This is a genomic window from Streptomyces sp. NBC_01508 (assembly GCF_045040315.1).
Classification (GTDB): Bacteria; Actinomycetota; Actinomycetes; order Streptomycetales; family Streptomycetaceae; genus Streptomyces.
Genome location: NZ_CP109419.1, coordinates 2,381,617 through 2,398,724 on the forward strand (window position 1 = coordinate 2,381,617; position 17,108 = coordinate 2,398,724).

General features: G+C 70.5%; 17 protein-coding genes and 1 pseudogene. 8 read left to right on the forward strand and 10 right to left on the reverse strand.

Translation table 11 applies throughout. The features are described 5' to 3' along the window. Positions 1–20: 20 nt before the first annotated feature. Positions 21–350, reverse strand: coding sequence for an ATP/GTP-binding protein (locus OG700_RS10660; RefSeq protein WP_405612181.1), 330 nt, complete (start codon positions 348–350; stop codon positions 21–23). 210 nt (positions 351–560) lie between these two features. Here OG700_RS10660 and OG700_RS10665 point away from each other — a divergent pair, with 210 nt between their 5' ends. Further along, positions 561–1,589, forward strand: a complete 1,029-nt coding sequence (locus OG700_RS10665) for an LLM class flavin-dependent oxidoreductase (protein ID WP_405612183.1) — start codon at positions 561–563, stop codon at positions 1,587–1,589. A 177-nt stretch (positions 1,590–1,766) separates the two neighbouring features. Here the strand turns inward: OG700_RS10665 and OG700_RS10670 are convergent, their stop codons facing one another. Continuing rightward, positions 1,767–2,159, reverse strand: a complete 393-nt coding sequence (locus tag OG700_RS10670) for an SCO5389 family protein (RefSeq protein ID WP_405612185.1) — start codon at positions 2,157–2,159, stop codon at positions 1,767–1,769. 213 nt (positions 2,160–2,372) lie between these two features. On the opposite strand from OG700_RS10670, the gene nucS reads away from it, so the two are divergent. Then, complete coding sequence (gene nucS, locus OG700_RS10675) at positions 2,373–3,044, forward strand: endonuclease NucS (RefSeq protein WP_405612187.1); 672 nt, start codon at positions 2,373–2,375, stop codon at positions 3,042–3,044. 200 nt (positions 3,045–3,244) lie between these two features. On the opposite strand, the gene OG700_RS10680 is transcribed toward nucS, so the two are convergent. The 3 genes from OG700_RS10680 to OG700_RS10690 all read right to left on the reverse strand — a co-directional run bounded on the left by OG700_RS10680 (position 3,245) and on the right by OG700_RS10690 (position 7,513). After that, positions 3,245–5,833 (reverse strand): ATP-binding protein, encoded by a 2,589-nt coding sequence (locus tag OG700_RS10680; protein WP_405612189.1) that lies wholly within the window; start codon positions 5,831–5,833, stop codon positions 3,245–3,247. 258 nt (positions 5,834–6,091) lie between these two features. Next, a complete protein-coding gene (locus OG700_RS10685) occupies positions 6,092–6,415 on the reverse strand; it encodes an STAS domain-containing protein (RefSeq protein WP_405612190.1) in 324 nt (107 codons plus the stop codon). Positions 6,416–6,664: 249 nt separating this feature from the next. Continuing rightward, positions 6,665–7,513: a 3-hydroxyacyl-CoA dehydrogenase family protein gene (locus tag OG700_RS10690; protein ID WP_405612192.1), complete on the reverse strand. Its 849-nt coding sequence runs from the start codon at positions 7,511–7,513 to the stop codon at positions 6,665–6,667. A gap of 347 nt (positions 7,514–7,860) precedes the next feature. Between OG700_RS10690 and OG700_RS10695 the strand changes: the two are divergent. The 3 genes and pseudogenes from OG700_RS10695 to OG700_RS10705 form a co-directional block, all read left to right on the forward strand. Continuing rightward, positions 7,861–8,070, forward strand: a pseudogene (locus OG700_RS10695) (ABC transporter permease); the annotation flags it as partial. Between the two features lie 16 nt (positions 8,071–8,086). Further along, positions 8,087–8,221: a hypothetical protein gene (locus OG700_RS10700; protein WP_405622264.1), complete on the forward strand. Its 135-nt coding sequence runs from the start codon at positions 8,087–8,089 to the stop codon at positions 8,219–8,221. A 31-nt stretch (positions 8,222–8,252) separates the two neighbouring features. Next, complete coding sequence (locus tag OG700_RS10705) at positions 8,253–8,825, forward strand: cob(I)yrinic acid a,c-diamide adenosyltransferase (RefSeq protein ID WP_405612194.1); 573 nt, start codon at positions 8,253–8,255, stop codon at positions 8,823–8,825. A 10-nt stretch (positions 8,826–8,835) separates the two neighbouring features. Here the strand turns inward: OG700_RS10705 and OG700_RS10710 are convergent, their stop codons facing one another. Beyond that, complete coding sequence (locus tag OG700_RS10710) at positions 8,836–9,414, reverse strand: hypothetical protein (protein ID WP_405612196.1); 579 nt, start codon at positions 9,412–9,414, stop codon at positions 8,836–8,838. Between the two features lie 88 nt (positions 9,415–9,502). Between OG700_RS10710 and OG700_RS10715 the strand changes: the two genes are divergently transcribed. From OG700_RS10715 to OG700_RS10725, 3 genes are all read left to right on the forward strand, one after another. After that, entirely contained in the window at positions 9,503–10,798 is a 1,296-nt protein-coding gene (locus OG700_RS10715) for a sensor histidine kinase (protein ID WP_405612198.1), read from the forward strand. Further along, a complete protein-coding gene (locus OG700_RS10720) occupies positions 10,795–11,445 on the forward strand; it encodes a response regulator (protein WP_405612200.1) in 651 nt (216 codons plus the stop codon). Before OG700_RS10715 ends, OG700_RS10720 begins: the two co-directional genes overlap by 4 nt. Positions 11,446–11,695: 250 nt before the next feature. Then, positions 11,696–13,558 carry a glycosyl hydrolase family 18 protein gene (locus OG700_RS10725; RefSeq protein ID WP_405612202.1) on the forward strand — a complete coding sequence of 621 codons (1,863 nt, stop codon included), beginning with the start codon at positions 11,696–11,698 and terminating at the stop codon, positions 13,556–13,558. Between the two features lie 75 nt (positions 13,559–13,633). Here OG700_RS10725 and OG700_RS10730 read toward each other — a convergent pair whose 3' ends face one another. From OG700_RS10730 to OG700_RS10745, 4 genes are all read right to left on the reverse strand, one after another. Then, a complete protein-coding gene (locus OG700_RS10730) occupies positions 13,634–14,080 on the reverse strand; it encodes a DUF2550 domain-containing protein (protein ID WP_147873835.1) in 447 nt (148 codons plus the stop codon). Between the two features lie 134 nt (positions 14,081–14,214). Further along, the gene (locus OG700_RS10735) at positions 14,215–14,589 is read right to left on the reverse strand and encodes a F0F1 ATP synthase subunit epsilon (protein ID WP_147873836.1); all 375 of its coding nucleotides are present in this window, start codon (positions 14,587–14,589) and stop codon (positions 14,215–14,217) included. Between the two features lie 122 nt (positions 14,590–14,711). Beyond that, positions 14,712–16,166: a F0F1 ATP synthase subunit beta gene (gene atpD / locus OG700_RS10740; RefSeq protein WP_405612204.1), complete on the reverse strand. Its 1,455-nt coding sequence runs from the start codon at positions 16,164–16,166 to the stop codon at positions 14,712–14,714. Further along, entirely contained in the window at positions 16,166–17,101 is a 936-nt protein-coding gene (locus OG700_RS10745) for a F0F1 ATP synthase subunit gamma (RefSeq protein WP_405612206.1), read from the reverse strand. Before OG700_RS10745 ends, atpD begins: the two co-directional genes overlap by 1 nt. Positions 17,102–17,108 lie beyond the last annotated feature (7 nt).

Genomic DNA, 17,108 nt, shown 5'->3' on the forward strand with positions numbered 1-17,108 from the left:
CAGGCCCTGGACCCCGCAGCTCAGAACTTCGGCGCGTTACGGGACCGCCGCACCCGCGAGGTGCGGCGGTCCTTCGCGCTCCAGCACGCCTTGTGCCAGTGCCGCCGGTCGTCCACGCCGCCGTACTCCGGCCACGCCACCACGTGCGGCACGCCCGAGGGGATCTCCTGGTCGCAACCGGGGCAGCGGTACCGCTTGCCCGCCGCGCTCGCGCCGGCGACCTGACGCACCGACCACTGCTCACCCTGCCAGGACTCGGTCCGCTGGAACCCGCCGTACCGGTCCGTCGCCTCACCGGCGTGGTCGGTCGGGGTCTCGCCGCCTCGGGGGCGGTTGCGGCGCGGGGACACATGACACCTCACGGGGCAGACAGCACGGTTCCCCTCCAGCGTACGGGCCGCTCTCCCGGTGCCATGCCCGCACTGCGTGAGACGGTGGGCACCCGGACGGTGCAGTTAGCGGACAATCGCAACAACTTCCGTGGCGCCCGTGCCCATGGCACGTGTCAGACGTTAATGCCTACAGGGGGAGCCGCGTCAGCCGCAAGGAGGCAGAAGGCGATGCGAGTTGGAGCATTTGTACTGGCGGCCCAGTTCCCGGGCCAGGGCCAGGGGGAAGCACTGCACAGAGCGGTGCGTACGGCGGAGGTCGCCGAGGAGTCCGGACTGGACTCGGTCTGGCTGGCCGAGCACCACTTCGTGCCGTACGGCACCTGCCCGTCGGCGGTGACACTGGCCGGCCTGCTGCTGGGGCGCACGCAGCGCATACGGGTGGGTACGGCGGTCAGCGTGTTGCCGAACGTACATCCGGTGGCGCTCGGCGAGCAGGCGGCGCTGCTGCACCTGCTCTCCGGCGGGCGGTTCTCGCTCGGCGTGGGCCGGGGCGGGCCGTGGGTCGACCTGGAGGTCTTCGGATCGGGCCTCAGGGCGTACGAACGGGACTTCCCCGAGTCGCTCGATCTGCTGCTGCGCTGGCTGCGCGAGTCGCGGGTATCGGCGGACGGCGAGCGCCACCGCTTCCGTGAAGTCCCGGTCGTACCAAGGCCGGACGAACTGATCGGGGGTGCGGGAGGCCCCGAGGTAATCGTGGCGTGCACGTCCGCGAAGAGCGTACGGCTCGCGGCCGAGCGGGGCCTGCCGATGCTGCTGGGCATGCACTGCGGGGACGAGGAGAAGGCCGAGATGGTGGCCCTGTGGCGTACCCACGCCATCGCCGCCGGCCGCACCCCCGAGGAGGCCGACGGCGCCGCGCACGTCTCCGCGGGAGTGGCGCAGATCGCCGACGGCCCCGCGGAGGCGACCGAGACGCTGGTGAAGGCCATGCCCGGCTGGCTCAGGCAGGGGCTCGACGCGCATGTGACGGTCGACGGCAGGCCCAGGTCCATGCGCGATCCCGTCGCGTACACGGAGCTGCTCTGCGGGCTGCATCCGGTGGGGTCGCCCCGGCTCGCCGCCGACCGCCTCGCCGCCACGGCGGAACGGACCGGCATCACACGCTTCGCGCTGCTCGTCGAGGGCTCCGGGGACCTGGCGGCCACGGAGGAGAACGTCCGGAGGATGGGGGCCGAGGTGCTGCCGCAACTGTGCTGAGGCGGCGCGTCCGACAAGGCCGAGGGCGAGGTCGAGGTCGGGGACAAGGACAAGGCCGAGGTCGGGGTCAGGACCGGGGGCGGTCCCGGTCTCGGCCGTACCACGGCCGTCGGGCGGTTCGGGCGGATCGGGCGGATCCCTGTGTCGGCCCAGGAATCCGCCAACAGCCCGACGCCGTCAGCAGTCCCGGAACTCCGGCGACTGGTTGAGCAACTGTCCCCTGATGGACGTGAAGCGGGCGAGCCTCTCGTCGACCGAGGGGTCCACCGGGAACACCGCGACCCGGTGACAGTTCTGGAATGCCAGACGCACCCCGAAGTGGCGCTGAAGCGCACCGCGGATCGCGTCACTCGCGAGGGCACGCAGCAGTTGACCGCGTGCCTGCTCGTCCGGCGGCGGCGTCTGGTTGTCGGCGAACTCTCCGCCGTCCACCCTCAGCTGAGCCACCAGGGAGCTGATCATCTCCCACGCGAAGGGCAGGGAGGTCCGGACGCAGTCGACGAATTCCGCTTCGTCGACCTCGCCTCGCTCGGCCTGCTCCAACAGTGCCGGTGAGACGTCGAGCGACATGGGTTCTCCTCTCGCGACCCCACGAAATTGGGGCCTTACGGGCAGGGAAGGGGGAGACGACGACGCAGCGTGCACGACCGGCGACCTCCTGCATCCACGTTATGCGGGCTGTCCGGACCGCACCAGGCGAATGGGAACACAACCGGCCACAAACGAAAGGGGCTTGAGGGGCGAATCACGGCGACCGTCGACAGTCGAGTAGCGTTGCGGACCATGCGCCTCGTCATCGCCCGCTGCTCCGTCGACTACGCGGGCCGGCTCACCGCCCACCTGCCCACCGCCCCCCGTCTGATCCTGGTCAAAGCTGACGGGAGCGTGTCGATCCACGCGGACGACCGGGCGTACAAACCCCTGAACTGGATGTCCCCGCCCTGCAAGCTCAAAGAGGGCACCGGTGACGATGTCGGGGTATGGACGGTCGTGAACAAAGCGGGCGAGAAACTGATCATCACGATGGAGGAAGTCCTCCACGACTCGTCGCACGAGCTCGGAGTCGATCCAGGCCTGATCAAGGATGGCGTGGAAGCACACCTCCAGGAGCTCCTGGCCGACCGCATCGAGACACTGGGCGCCGGTTACAGCCTGATCCGGCGCGAGTACCCCACCGCGATCGGCCCGGTGGACATCCTGTGCCGCGACGCGGACGGCGCGACGGTCGCCATCGAGATCAAACGCCGCGGCGACATCGACGGCGTGGAACAACTGACCCGCTACCTCGACCTGTTGAACCGCGACCCCCATCTCTCCCCGGTCCGGGGCCTGTTCGCGGCCCAGGAGATCAAACCCCAGGCCCGCGTCCTCGCGACGGACCGGGGCATCGGCTGCGTGGTGCTGGACTACAACGCGCTGCGGGGCATCGAGGACGACAAGCTGCGGCTGTTCTGACGCGGTTTCGGGTCGAGGTGGTCAGAAGGCCCCCGGGCGTACGGCGCGAACAGGCGGGACCAGTTGGCCACCGTGGCGGCGGCCTTCGCCGCCTGGTACTCCCGCGCCGTCGCCGCGTCATCCGCGCCGGCGCGAACATGAGCGCGGCCCCGGACGGCAGTTGCCGTCCGGGGCCGCGTTCCTGTTGCCCGGCCGACCGGTCAGACGACCGGGGACGTGGTGTCCGGGGCGTCCGTGGTGTCCGTCGTCTCCGTGGTACCCGTGGCGTCCGTCGTCTCCGTGGTACCCGTGGCGTCCGTCGTCGGGGAGTCCGAGGGGGACGCCGACGCCGATTCGACCGGAACGCTCACCGTCGCCGACTCCGGCGGTGCCGGGGTCGTGGACGACGGCGGAGGGGACGTGGGGGTCGACGGCGGAGGCGACGTGGGGGCCGACGGGGAGGGGGTGGTCCTCGTCGGCTCGGGGTCCGGGTCGGAGTCCGTCGGGTCCGGGTCCGGGGAGTCCGGGTCGTCGTCGTCCGTTTCCGACGGATCGTCGGACGGGCTGTCGCCCGGGTCCGCGGACTCGGAGCCACCGCTCGTACTGGGCGTCGGCGCGCCCGAGTTGGCGGTGACGGGGCCGCCGCCCGGATCGGCCGGCTTCTTCGTGCCCGCGTCCGCCGGCGTCTCGGTGTCGAATCCGCCGCCGTCGTCGTCCGCCGAGCTGTCGGTCTGGACCCGGTCCGTCGGCGGGCTGTCGTTGCCCGTCGCCCCGAGTGTCACGACCGTGCCCAGTACGGCGGCGAGCACCGCGCCCGCGCCGGCGGCGACCAGGTTACGGCGCGCCCCGCCCAGCACCGGACGGCGCCGGTTCGCGGCGGAGCCCCCGCCGGCGCTTCCCGCCGCCGGGGTGTCGTCGCGCCGGGTGACCAGTGTCATCCGGTCGTCCGACGACGGCGGCTTCAGGACGGGGACGACCATCGACACGCCGCGCGGCGGCGACAGGGGCCGTTCGTCGTCGGCCGCGCGGAACGCGACCGGTGTGTGCCCGTTCTCGCGGTCGGCGACCAGGGCCAGCGCCCTGCGTCCGGAGACCGTGCCCCGCTTGTCCGCCACCGCCCCGCGCATGCCGATCGAGGTCTCCAGTTCGGCGCGGGCCCGGTCCAGCCGCCCGACGCAGAGCGCGAGAATCCCCAACTCATGGTGGAAATAGGCTTCTTCGGCGACCTCGCCGGCGATCCTGGCCGCCTCCTGGCCGGTCCGCAGCGCGCGCTCCCAGGCGCCCCAGTGCAGCCCCGCCATGAAGGCGGGCGCCGCGCCCCTGGCCAGCAGTACGGCGGCGCTCGCGTGCCCCGCCTCGCCGCTGGACACCAGCGGCGTCATCGCGGCGAGCAGCGCGTCCGCCTCGGAGGCGGCCCGCCGGGGGGTGACCGACGGATGGCCGGCCCACCAGGTGAAGTGCTGGACGGCGGTGAGCGCGCGGACCGTGGCCCCCTCGCCGTAACCCCGCGCCTGAAGCTGGGCGAGGGCTCCGGCGGCGAGCCGGTAGCGCGGGCCGACCGGTGACAGGAGGCCGGCGCTCATCAGTTCGCCGACGGCGGCGTCGGCGTGGGTGTCGCCCACCAGGGCCGGCAGATGGGCCTGGTGCGGCACCTCGCCGCCGAGCGCGACGGCGAACCGCAATGTCTCCCGCGCGGCCTCGCCGAGCCGGGAGGCGAGCAGCGCGGCGGGCGCGGCGCCCTCGCCGAGGGTCGGCAGCGGTACGTCGTACCCGTCGGCGGACGGCCCGGCGTCCTCGCGCGAAACGCGGCCGGGACCCTGGCCGTACGACGCGTCGTCCAGCTCGTGGACGAAGACCCCGTCGGCCTCGTACGGACCGGAGCCGGCGTGCGGGCCGTCGCGCCCGCGCAGCAGCGCACCGGCCTGGACGAAGCGCTGCGGCAGCCCCTCGGACTCGAACCAGAGGTCGCCGGCCCAGTTCGCCTCCTCGTCGGTGAGCGGGCGGCCCGTGGCGCGCTCCAGCAGGTCGAGCGAGGCGCCGCGGCCGAGACCGCCGAGCAGCACCTCTTCGAGTCGCGAGCGGGCGATGGGGGCGTCCACTTCGGGGGTGACCGCGAGCAGGAAGGCGCATTCGGGCGCGGCTTCGAGGAGTTCGTCCAGCGGCCCGCCGCCGAATTCGAGGTCGTCCAGGACGACGACGGCGCCGATGCCGTGGACCAGTTCCAGCAGTCCGGCGCGGTCGGGGCGGTGCAGTACGGACCGGTGGACGGCCGCGTACAGCTCGTACAGCAGCTCGGTGACGGTGCGGTGGTAACCGGAGAGGCGTACGACGCCGTCCGGCGCGAGGTCTTCGCAGTCGGCGGCGACGGCTTCGAGGAGCGCGGTGCGGCCGGAACCGGCCGAGCCGGTGAGCCGTACGGAGTGTCCGCGTCCCAGCAGCCCGACGAGCCGTTCGCGCTCGTCCTGACGCTCCAGCAGCGGGAACGGGGGTGCGCCGGGGCCCGGCGGTATGGGCGGCCGGCCGGCCCGGCGCTGCTCGGCGCGCTCGTCGGCGTCGAGCCTGACGGGGGCGGGCGGTTGGGATCCCGGCGGGCAGGGCTCGATCTCGCTGCCGTCGACGGGGTTGACGGTGATCAGGAAGTCGCCGGAGATCAGCTCGACGGTGCGCGCGGGCGCCGGGTGGGACTGCCACGGGTTCGGCCGGTCGGCGGCCTCCGCGGGTCTCTCGTCGGCGCGCCCGGCACCCGTGGGACGTGCCCCGCCACCCGCGGAACCAGGGTCCGTCGGGTGGGTCGGGTCGGTCGGGTTCATCGTCAAAGCCCCCCAGATCGTGGCGTGCGGCTGCCCTCCCGGCCTCACACGCCCCGCTGTCACTTCTGGTCCGGTGCCCGCCGCATGGGTTGTTGGTCGGCCGACGGCCGAAACCCTAAACCTCCGCACAGTATCCAGGAACAGCCGGGGTGCCACCCCGTCCGAGACGTCACGGTCTCGTGAGGATTGTGCGTGGCCCGCGCGGCGCCGGCCGGGCGGGGCAGGGCCGCGCCCGGCCGTGGCCGGTCGTTGGCACGTTCAGACGCGCGGAAGCGATTCTGCTGCGATGCCGCCCTCGATGGCGAGGATGCGGTGCAGCCGGGTGGCCACCAGCAGGCGCTGCATCTGGGCCGGCACACCGCGCAGGACGAGTCTGCGTCCGCACCGTCCGGCCCTGCGGTGCGCGCCCATGATGACGCCGAGGCCCGTGGCGTCCCAGGAATCCAGTCCGGTCAGATCGAGCACCAGGTCGCCGGTTCCGTCGTCGACGGCCGAGTGCAGGACCGTACGGGCGTCCGCCGCGCTGCGGACGTCGAGGCGGCCCTCGACGACCAGCTCGGCGTGGTCGCCCCTGATGTACATATGCGCTCCCCGAATGCTTTTGTGCTCCGCGTCTGTGTTCTCTGTCGTTGTACGAGGTCGTCGTGCGAGGTCGTCGTGCGAGGTCGGTCGTTGTGCAAGGTCGTTGCGTAAGTCGTTGTGCAATACCTGACAGCCGTGCGGCCGAGGAAGTTGCCGTCCGTAAGCGAACTGATACCGAATTCACCCGGTGGGGTGAGGACGGAACCGTCGATGTGGCCCAGCGCCCGCCGAGCGAGGGCCGGTCGTCAGTCAGTGCTTGTAGAAGCCCTGCCCGCTCTTGCGCCCGATGTCACCCGCGTCCACCATCCGGCGCATCAACTCGGGCGCCGCGAACTTCTCGTCCTGGGACTCGGTGTAGATGTTGTCGGCGGCGTGCAGCAGGATGTCGACGCCCGTGAGGTCCGCGGTGGCGAGCGGCCCCATGGCGTGGCCGAAGCCGAGCTTGCACGCGATGTCGATGTCCTCGGCGGTGGCGACGCCCGACTCCTGGAGCTTGGCCGCCTCGACCACCAGGGCGGTGATGAGCCGGGTGGTGACGAAGCCGGCGACGTCGCGGTTGACGACGATGCAGGTCTTGCCGACCGATTCGGCGAACTCCCGTGTGGTGGCGAGGGTTTCGTCGCTGGTCTTGTAGCCGCGTACCAGCTCGCAGAGGTTCATCATCGGTACGGGCGAGAAGAAGTGCGCGCCCACGACCCGTTCGGGACGCTCCGTCACGGCGGCGATCTTGGTGATCGGGATGGCCGAGGTGTTGGAGGCGAGGACGGTGTCGTCGCGTACGAGCTTGTCGAGCGTCCGGAAGATCTCGTGCTTGATGTCGAGCTTCTCGAAGACGGCCTCGACGACGATGTCGGCGTCGGCCACCGCGTCCAGATCGGTGGTCGTGGTGATACGGGCGAGCGCCGCGTCCGCGTCCGCCTCTTCGAGCTTGCCCTTGGTGACGAATTTGGCGTACGAGGCGCGGATCGCGTCCTTGCCGCGGGCCAGGGCCTCGTCGGTCACATCTCGCAGAGTCACGTCCCAGCCCGCCCGGGCCGAGACCTGCGCGATTCCGGACCCCATGAGTCCGGCACCGATGACGGCGAGCTTCCTGGCCACGACGTACCCCTTGATTTCCGCTCCGGACCCGGCACGCGCCTTAACACGCGCTTTACATTTGTTCTCTGCCGGAGGTTATCGGTCGTGAGCTGCCCTGTGGTGGTGAAGAGATGCGCGTCACGTCTCACATGACGGACATCACATCCGTACGCGCGCCCGGGCGGCCCATCAGCCTTGCCGTACAGCGTACTTGAGCACCTTTTCGCCCAGCACTTCCTCGATGTCGTCCAGCAGCGTGAGAGCTTCGCGCGAAGTGCTCTCCGGGGTCCGGCCGACGCCTTCCCGTAGCCGTCTAGGACGGCTCCCGCCATGTCCCCACTGCCCTCGCACCCGGGGTCTCGGACACCGTGCTGATCTTCGAGCGGTACGCCCGGCAGACCCTGAGCTCCAAGTACCAGATCCTCTTCGGCGTCCTGATGCCGCTGCTGTTCCTGCTCTTCTTCGGGCCGCTGCCGACCGATCTGCCGCTCGGTGCGAAGGCCGACTCCTGGCAGATCCTGGTGCCCGGACTCCTCCTCCAACTCGCCCTGCTCGGGGCCTCGTTCGCGGGTTTCTCGACCGCTGCGCCACCTGGTGGACGCGGTACGGGCGGGGTACGTGGTCGACTACGCGAGCGCCACGGTGCTGTACGGCGCGCTGGTGGCCCTGGCCCTGGTGGGGGTGTCGGTCACGATCGGCACCCGGGTCTTCCGCGGGGCAGACGCCTGAGCGCGCACGCGTCAGGACCTACGCTGGACCCATGGTCAATCTGACGCGTATCTACACCCGTACCGGCGACAAGGGCACCACGGCGCTCGGCGACATGAGCCGTACCGCCAAGACCGACCTGCGGATCGCCGCCTACGCCGACGCCAACGAGGCGAACGCCGCCATCGGTACGGCGATCGCGCTGGGGCAGCTCAGGGACGACATCGTGAAGGTGCTCGTCCGGGTCCAGAACGACCTCTTCGACGTCGGCGCCGACCTCTCCACACCGGTGGTCGAGGCGCCCGAGTATCCGCCGCTGCGGGTCGAGCAGTCGTACATCGACAAGCTGGAGTCGGACTGCGACCTGTTCCTGGCGGAGGTCGACAAGCTGCGCAGCTTCATCCTGCCGGGCGGTACGGCGGGGGCGGCGCTGCTGCACCAGGCGTGCACCGTCGTACGGCGCGCGGAGCGCTCGACGTGGGCGGCGTTCGAGGTGCACGGGGAGGTCATGAACCCGCTGACGGCGACGTATCTCAACCGGCTCTCCGACCTCCTGTTCATCCTGGCCAGGGTGGCCAACAAGGAGGTCGGAGACGTGCTGTGGGTGCCGGGCGGCGAGCGCTGAACCAGGCCCCTCAGTAGTCGCTGTAGGACGTGGTCCGCTCCGCCGGGGCGCTGTCGCCCGGCCCCTTCTTCGGGAAGATCGTGTAACCGAGCGCGATCAGCACGTTGATGCCGATGACGAAGGTCATCGTCTCCTGCCACTTCCGGAGCGACCCGGTGTCCCCGTCGGCGCCGACGTACCAGATCGCGGCCTGGAGCAGACCGAGGGCGATGGACGCGGCCACGATCCAGCGCGCCGCGGTCCGCCACTCGTGGATCACGCGGGCCTTGCCGTACTTCGGCGGCCTCACCGGCGGCGGGCCGTCCGCGAAGCGGTGGGCGAAGCGCGCGTCGGCCCACTTGACCAGCTGCGGCCCCAGGGCCACCGAGAAGCCGATGTACACCGCCGCGAGGCCGTGCTTCCAGTCCGGTTCGGCCCCGTTCTTGAGGTCGATCGCCGTCACGACCAGCAGCAGGACCTCCAGCAGCGGCTCGCACAGCAGCACCGCGACCGAGGCGCGCGGCATCCTGGCGAGGTAGCGCAGGGCCAGTCCGATGCCCAGCAGCACCCAGAATCCGACCTCGCAGATGATGATCAGAACGACGATCACGGCAGTCTCCCTCCGACTCACTCCCAGCTTCCCGCCGGACCCGGCCCCGATCGTCGTCACCAGTGACGAACCGTGACTGCATCCTTTGATGTACCGCCGCCTCGGCCGGTACGTGGAGGTGCCCGCCCGCGGCGCCGTGTTTGATGGTGGGGTGACCGCCTTCCCGCGCCCGCCGCGCCTGCACCGCCCGCACCGAGAGGACGTCCTGATCGCCGCGGCCGGCCTGCTCGGCGGCGTGCTGCTCTGGGCGCTCGGGCTGCACACCCAGGGCAGCCGGGGACTGACCGGCCTCTGGGTGCTGCTGCCGCTGGTCGCCATGTCCCTGATGGAGCTGCTGCGCAGGAGCGCGCCCCGTACGGCACTGTTCGTCGCCACCCTCGCGCTCCTCGCCGACCAGTTCACCGTGGGCAGCGTGGCGACGATCGCCATGTTCACGGACATCGTGTACGCGGCGGTGCTGTACGGGAGTCCGTCCGCCGCCCGCCGTATCCCCTGGGGCACGGCGCTGGCCACGGTCGTCGTCACCGTCGCGGCCCTGAGCTGGCTCCGGTCGCCGGAGGGGCTGTTCCTCGGCGTCGTCGCCGGCGCGATCAGCGTCGCCCCGGCCACCACCGGTGTGCTGGTGCGCAATCACCGCGACGCCGCCGAGGCCGCCCGGCTGCGGGCCGAACAGACCGCGCTGCTCGCCGAGATGGACCGGACGCAGGCCGTCACGGCCGAGCGCGCCCGGATGGCCCGCGAACTGCACGACATGGTCGCCAACCATCTGTCGGCCATCGCGATCCACTCCACCGCCGCGCTCTCCCTGGACGACGCGCGGACCACGAAGGACGCGCTGACGGTGATCCGCGAGAACAGCGTCGCGGGGCTGGCCGAGATGCGACGGCTGATCGGGCTGCTGCGGGAATCCGACGACACCGACGACCGGCGGCCGGCCCCGGCGCCGACCCTGCGGGCGCTCGACTCGCTCGTGGAGCAGGCGCGTACCAACGGCGCGTCCAGCGGGCTCACGTTCACGCTGGCGGACCGCCGGGGCGAGGGGCCGGCGCTGCCCGCCCCGGTCGAGATGGCGGCGTACCGCATCGTCCAGGAGTCGCTGACCAACGCGCTCAAGCACGCGCCGCGCGGCCCCGTGACGGTGTCCCTGGACCGTTCGCGACGTGCTCTGCGCGTCGAGGTCGTCAGCCCGTACGGTGACCGGCCGGGGCCGCGTGCGCCGGGCTCGGGTGCCGGGCTGGTCGGGATGCGGGAGCGAGTCGCCCTGCTGGACGGCGAGTTCGAGGCGGGACCGGTCGCGGCGGACGACGCGGCTGGCACGGCCGGCACCAAGATCTGGCGGGTACGGGCGGAGCTGCCCGTGGACGAGGAGGACGGCGCGGCATGACGATCAGGGTTCTGGTGGCCGAGGACCAGTCTGCGGTACGCGCGGGGCTGGTGCTGATCCTGCGCAGTTCACCCGGGATCGAGGTCGTCGGCGAGGCGCGGGACGGCGAGGAGGCGGTGCGCCTGGCCCGTGAACTGCGCCCGGATCTGGTGCTGATGGATGTTCAGATGCCCCGGCTCGACGGGGTGTCGGCGACCCGGCAGGTGGTCGCCGAGAAGCTGGCCGACGTGCTCGTACTGACGACGTTCGACCTGGACGAGTACGTCTTCGGCGCGCTGCGCGCCGGGGCGTCCGGGTTTCTGCTGAAGAACACCGAGGCGCGCGATCTCGTCGAGGCGGTACGGACGGTGGCGCGCGGCGAGGGCCTGATCGCGCCCGCCGTGACACGCCGGCTGATCGCGGAGTTCGCCGCACCGAAGGCCGTACGGTCGCCGGACGCGCCGGACCTCACGGTGCTCGACCCGCTGACCCGGCGTGAGCGGGAGGTGCTGGCCAGCCTGGGTGACGGGCTGTCGAACGCCGAGATCGCGGTGCGGCTCGACATGGCCGAGGCGACCGTCAAGACGCATGTGAGCAGGCTGCTGGGGAAGCTCGCACTGCGCAGCCGGGTGCAAGCGGCCGTGCTGGCACAGGAGTTGGGAATCTGACCGACGGGCGAACGGCGGAGGACGACCGCCGGACGGACCACGGACGGACGACGGACGACCGACCGAGGGACGGGCGACGGACGACCGGCGGACGACTGGCCACACCTTTGGTCTGGACCTATTGACGATTGGTCCAGACCTCCTTACTCTCACGCCCACTGACTAGTGCGCGAGCTGTCGCAAGAGTCGGGTGTCACGGACCATCCACGGACCATCCCCGAACTGTCTTGACTCACTCGAGGAGTACCCCTTGAGCACGAAGACGTCCGTCCGCAGACCCAGATTCCGATCCAGAACCGTCGCGGCGCTGACCGCACTGCTCCTCCCCCTCGCCGCCATGGTCGGCCTGGCCTCCCCCGCCGAGGCAGCCGCGTCGGCCACCGCCACGTACACCAAGAAATCCGACTGGGGCTCCGGCTTCGAAGGCTCGTGGACGGTGAAGAACACCGGCACCACGACCCTCAGCTCCTGGACCGTCGAGTGGGACTTCCCCGCCGGCACCGGCGTCGGCTCCGCCTGGGACGCCACGGTCACCAAGAGCGGCACCAACCACTGGACCGCCAAGAACCTCGGCTGGAACGGCACCCTCACCCCGGGCGCCTCCGTCACCTTCGGCTTCAACGGCACCGGCGCGGGCTCCGGCGCCCCGTCCGGCTGCAAGCTCAACGGCGCGTCCTGCGACGGCGGGGGTGTCCCCGGTGACACGCCTCCCACCGCCCCCGGCACCCCCACCGCGAGCGAGATCACCAACACGTCGGCGAAGCTCAGCTGGAGCGCCGCCACCGACGACAAGGGCATCAAGAACTACGACGTCCTGCGGGACGGCGCGAAGATCGCCACGGTCACCGGCACGACGTACACGAACACCGGGCTGACCGCGGGCACCAGCTACTCGTACAGCGTCCAGGCCCGTGACACCGCCGACCAGACGGGCCCGGCCAGCGCGGCGGTCGCCGTCAAGACCACCGGCGGCGGCACGGACCCGGGCACCCCGCCCGGTGACCAGATCAAGATGGGCTACTTCACCGAGTGGGGCATCTACGGCCGCAACTACCACGTCAAGAACCTGGTGACGTCGGGCAGCGCGTCCAAGATCACGCACATCAACTACGCGTTCGGCAACGTACAGGGCGGCAAGTGCACCATCGGTGACAGCTTCGCCGCGTACGACAAGGCGTACACCGCCGACCAGTCGGTCGACGGCGTGGCCGACACCTGGGACCAGCCGCTGCGCGGCAACTTCAACCAGCTGCGCAAGCTCAAGGCCGCCAATCCCAACATCAAGGTCCTCTGGTCGTTCGGCGGCTGGACCTGGTCCGGCGGCTTCGGCCAAGCGGTGCAGAACCCGGCCGCGTTCGCGCAGTCCTGCTACGACCTGGTCGAGGACCCGCGCTGGGCCGATGTCTTCGACGGCATCGACCTGGACTGGGAGTACCCGAACGCCTGTGGTCTGACCTGTGACACCAGCGGTCCCGCGTCGATGAAGAACATGATGCAGGCCATGCGCGCCAAGTTCGGCCAGAACTACCTGGTCACCGCGGCCGTCACCGCCGACGCGGCCAGCGGCGGCAAGATCGACGCGGCCGACTACGGCGGCGCCTCGCAGTACATCGACTGGTACAACGTGATGACGTACGACTTCTTCGGCGCCTGGGCCGCGCAGGGTCCCACGGCCCCGCACTCCCCGCTCACCTCCTACCCGGGCATCCCGACGGCCGGCTTCAACTCGGCCGACGCGATAGCCAAGTACAAGGCGAAGGGCGTCCCGGCCAAGAAACTGCTGCTCGGCATCGGCTTCTACGGACGCGGCTGGACCGGAGTCACCCAGGCCGGACCAGGAGGTACGGCGACCGGCCCGGCTCCCGGCACGTACGAGGCGGGCAACGAGGACTACAAGGTCCTGAAGAACACCTGCCCCGCCACCGGCACCGTCGGCGGCACCGCGTACGCCAAGTGCGGCAGCAACTGGTGGAGTTACGACACCCCGGCGACGATCGGCACGAAGATGACCTGGGCGAAGAGCCAGGGTCTCGGCGGAGCGTTCTTCTGGGACTTCACCGGTGACACCGCGAACGGCGAACTCGTGACCGCGATCAACAACGGTCTGAAGTAACACACCACGCACGGAGCGAGGGGGACGGTGCCCACCGGCACCGTCCCCCTCGTCGTTCGTCGTCGCCGCGCGGACTCAGGCGACGTTCACCCGCTGGCCGGGCGGCGCCGCCTCCAGCCAGGCGAGAAAGCCGGTCAGCGCGTCCTCGCTCATCGCCAGCTCCAGGCGCGTGCCCTGGTGGACACAGCCGAGCACGACGGAGTCGGAGAGCAGCGCCAGTTCCTCCTCGCCCTCGGGGGCGCGGCGGGCGAGCACCTCGATGGCCGAGCGTTCGAGGCTGCGGCGGGGCCTGGGGGCGTACGAGAAGACCCGGAACCAGTTGATCCGGTCGCCGCTGTAGCGGGCCACGCCGTACACCCAGCCCTTGCCGGACGTGTCGGGCTCCTCCGCCACGTTCCAGCGCAGCGAACAGTCGAAGGTCCCTCCGGACCGCTGGATCAGCCGTCGGCGCAGCCCGAAGACGAAGAGCCCCACCGCAACCAGCACGACGACCAGTCCGCAGACAAGCAGTGCGAGGACCATCGGTACCGACCTCCTCGCCTCATCGAGTAACCCGCGTGAACGAACAGAAACAGCTGCCGCATCGCCTCAGCCGCGACACGGTCTGGATGACTCCAGAACGGGCCGCGGCTGAGGGTAATTCCAGGAGCGGTGCGTCAACGCACCGCCACAGCGCGCAGTCGGACATCGGCGCGACGCTCGGCTGCGTCGTCCTCACCCGACTTGGCACGCTCCAGCGCGCGCTCGGCACGCTGGGCGTCGATCTCGTCCGCGAGCTCGGCGATCTCCGCGAGCAGCGACAGCTTGTTGTCGGCGAACGAGAGGAAACCGCCGTGCACGGCGGCGACAACCGTGCCGCCGTCGGTCGTACGGATGGTCACGGGGCCCGACTCCAGCACACCGAGCAGCGGCTGGTGACCGGGCATGACGCCGATGTCGCCGGAGGTGGTGCGCGCGACGACCAGGGTGGCCTCGCCGGACCAGACACTGCGGTCCGCGGCGACCAGCTCGACGTGCAGCTCAGCAGCCAAGGGTGCTCCTCGGGTCACCACCCGGCTGTGTCGCCGGGTGTCGGTCTAGATTCTATGGGGTCACGATCGGCGGTTCGGCGGGGGGCGGCACGAGACCGCCCCCCCGCCGTTGAGTCGAGGACTCAGGAGATGCCGAGCTCCTTGGCGTTCGCCTTCAGGTCCTCGATACCACCGCACATGAAGAACGCCTGCTCGGGGAAGTGGTCGTACTCCCCGTCACAGATCGCGTTGAACGCGGCGATCGACTCGTCGAGCGGCACGTCGGAGCCGTCCAGGCCGGTGAACTGCTTGGCGGCGTGGGTGTTCTGCGACAGGAAGCGCTCGACGCGGCGGGCCCGGTGGACAACGAGCTTGTCCTCCTCGCCCAGTTCGTCGATACCGAGGATCGCGATGATGTCCTGGAGGTCCTTGTACTTCTGCAGGATTCCCTTGACGCGGCTGGCCGCGTCGTAGTGCGCCTGCGAGATGTAGCGCGGGTCCAGGATGCGGGACGTCGAGTCCAGCGGGTCGACCGCCGGGTAGATGCCCTTCTCCGAGATCGGACGCGACAGCACGGTCGTCGCGTCGAGGTGCGCGAAGGTCGTGGCCGGGGCCGGGTCGGTCAGGTCGTCCGCCGGCACGTAGATCGCCTGCATCGAGGTGATCGAGTGACCGCGGGTCGAGGTGATGCGCTCCTGGAGCACACCCATCTCGTCCGCCAGGGTCGGCTGGTAACCCACCGCGGACGGCATACGGCCGAGCAGCGTGGAGACCTCGGAACCGGCCTGGGTGAAGCGGAAGATGTTGTCGATGAAGAGCAGCACGTCCTGCTTCTGCACATCGCGGAAGTACTCCGCCATGGTCAGGGCGGACAGGGCGACCCGCAGACGGGTGCCCGGCGGCTCGTCCATCTGGCCGAAGACCAGCGCGGTCTTGTCCAGGACGCCCGACTCGGTCATCTCGTCGATGAGGTCGTTGCCCTCACGGGTGCGCTCACCGACACCGGCGAACACGGAAACACCGTCGTGCAGCTTCGCCACACGCATGATCATTTCCTGGATGAGGACCGTCTTGCCGACGCCCGCTCCACCGAAGAGACCGATCTTGCCGCCCTTGACGTACGGGGTCAGCAGGTCGACGACCTTCAGGCCGGTCTCGAACATCTCGGTCTTCGACTCAAGCTGGTCGAAGGCCGGGGCCTTGCGGTGGATCGGCCAGCGCTCGGTGATCTGCGCCTTGCCTTCGGGGTCGTTCAGGATCTCGCCGAGGGTGTTGAACACCTTGCCCTTGGTCACGTCACCCACGGGCACCGAGATGCCCGCGCCGGTGTCCGTCACCACGGCCTGGCGGACCAGACCGTCGGTCGGCTGCATCGAGACGGCGCGTACGACTCCGTCACCCAGGTGCTGGGCGACTTCGAGCGTCAGCGTCTTCTTCTTGCCGTCCTCGGCCGGGTCGGCCACCTCGACGTGCAGCGCGTTGTAGATCTCCGGCATCGCGTCGACGGGGAACTCCACGTCGACGACCGGGCCGATGACCCGGGACACGCGGCCCGTGGCCGTGCTTCCCGGGGTGGCGGCCTCAACTGTGGTCGTCATTACTTTTCACTCCCCGCGGTCGCGTCGGCCAGGGCGCTGGCGCCACCGACGATCTCGCTGATTTCCTGGGTGATTTCGGCCTGGCGGGCCGCGTTGGCAAGCCGGGAGAGGCTCTTGATGAGATCCCCGGCGTTGTCGGTCGCCGACTTCATCGCGCGTCGGGTGGCCGCGTGCTTGGAAGCGGCGGCCTGGAGCAGCGCGTTGTAGATACGGCTCTCGACGTAGCGCGGCAGCAGGGCGTCGAGGACGTCCTCCGCCGACGGCTCGAAGTCGAACAGCGGAAGGATCTCGTGCTTCTTCGCCGCGTCGCCCTCGTCGTCCCCGTCCTTCGACGTGTCGGCGAGGGAGAGAGGCAGCAGCCGGTTCTGTACCGGCGTCTGCGTCAGCATCGAGACGAACTCGGTGAAGACGATGTGGAGTTCGTCCACGCCGCCGTCCGCCGTGTCCCGCTGGACCGCTTCGATCAGCGGTCCGGCGACCTGCTTGGCGTCCGCGTAGGTCGGACTGTCGGTGAAGCCGGTCCACGACTCCGTGACCTTGCGCTCACGGAAGCCGTAGTAGGCGACACCCTTGCGGCCGACGATGTACGAGTCGACCTCCTTGCCCTCACCCTTGAGCCGCTCGGTGAGCCGCTCCGCCGCCTTGATGGCGTTGGAGGAGTAGCCGCCCGCCAGTCCGCGGTCGCTCGTGATGAGCAGGACCGCGGCCCGGACCGGCGCCTCGACCTCCGTGGTCAGGGCGTGCTTGGTGTTGGATCCGGTCGCCACCGCCGTGACCGCGCGGGTCAGCTCGGTCGCGTACGGCGTGGAGGCCGTCACCTGGCGCTGCGCCTTGACGATGCGCGAGGCGGCGATCATCTCCATCGCCTTGGTGATCTTCTTGGTCGCGGTGACGGATTTGATGCGACGCTTGTAGACCCGGAGCTGGGCTCCCATGAGTCAG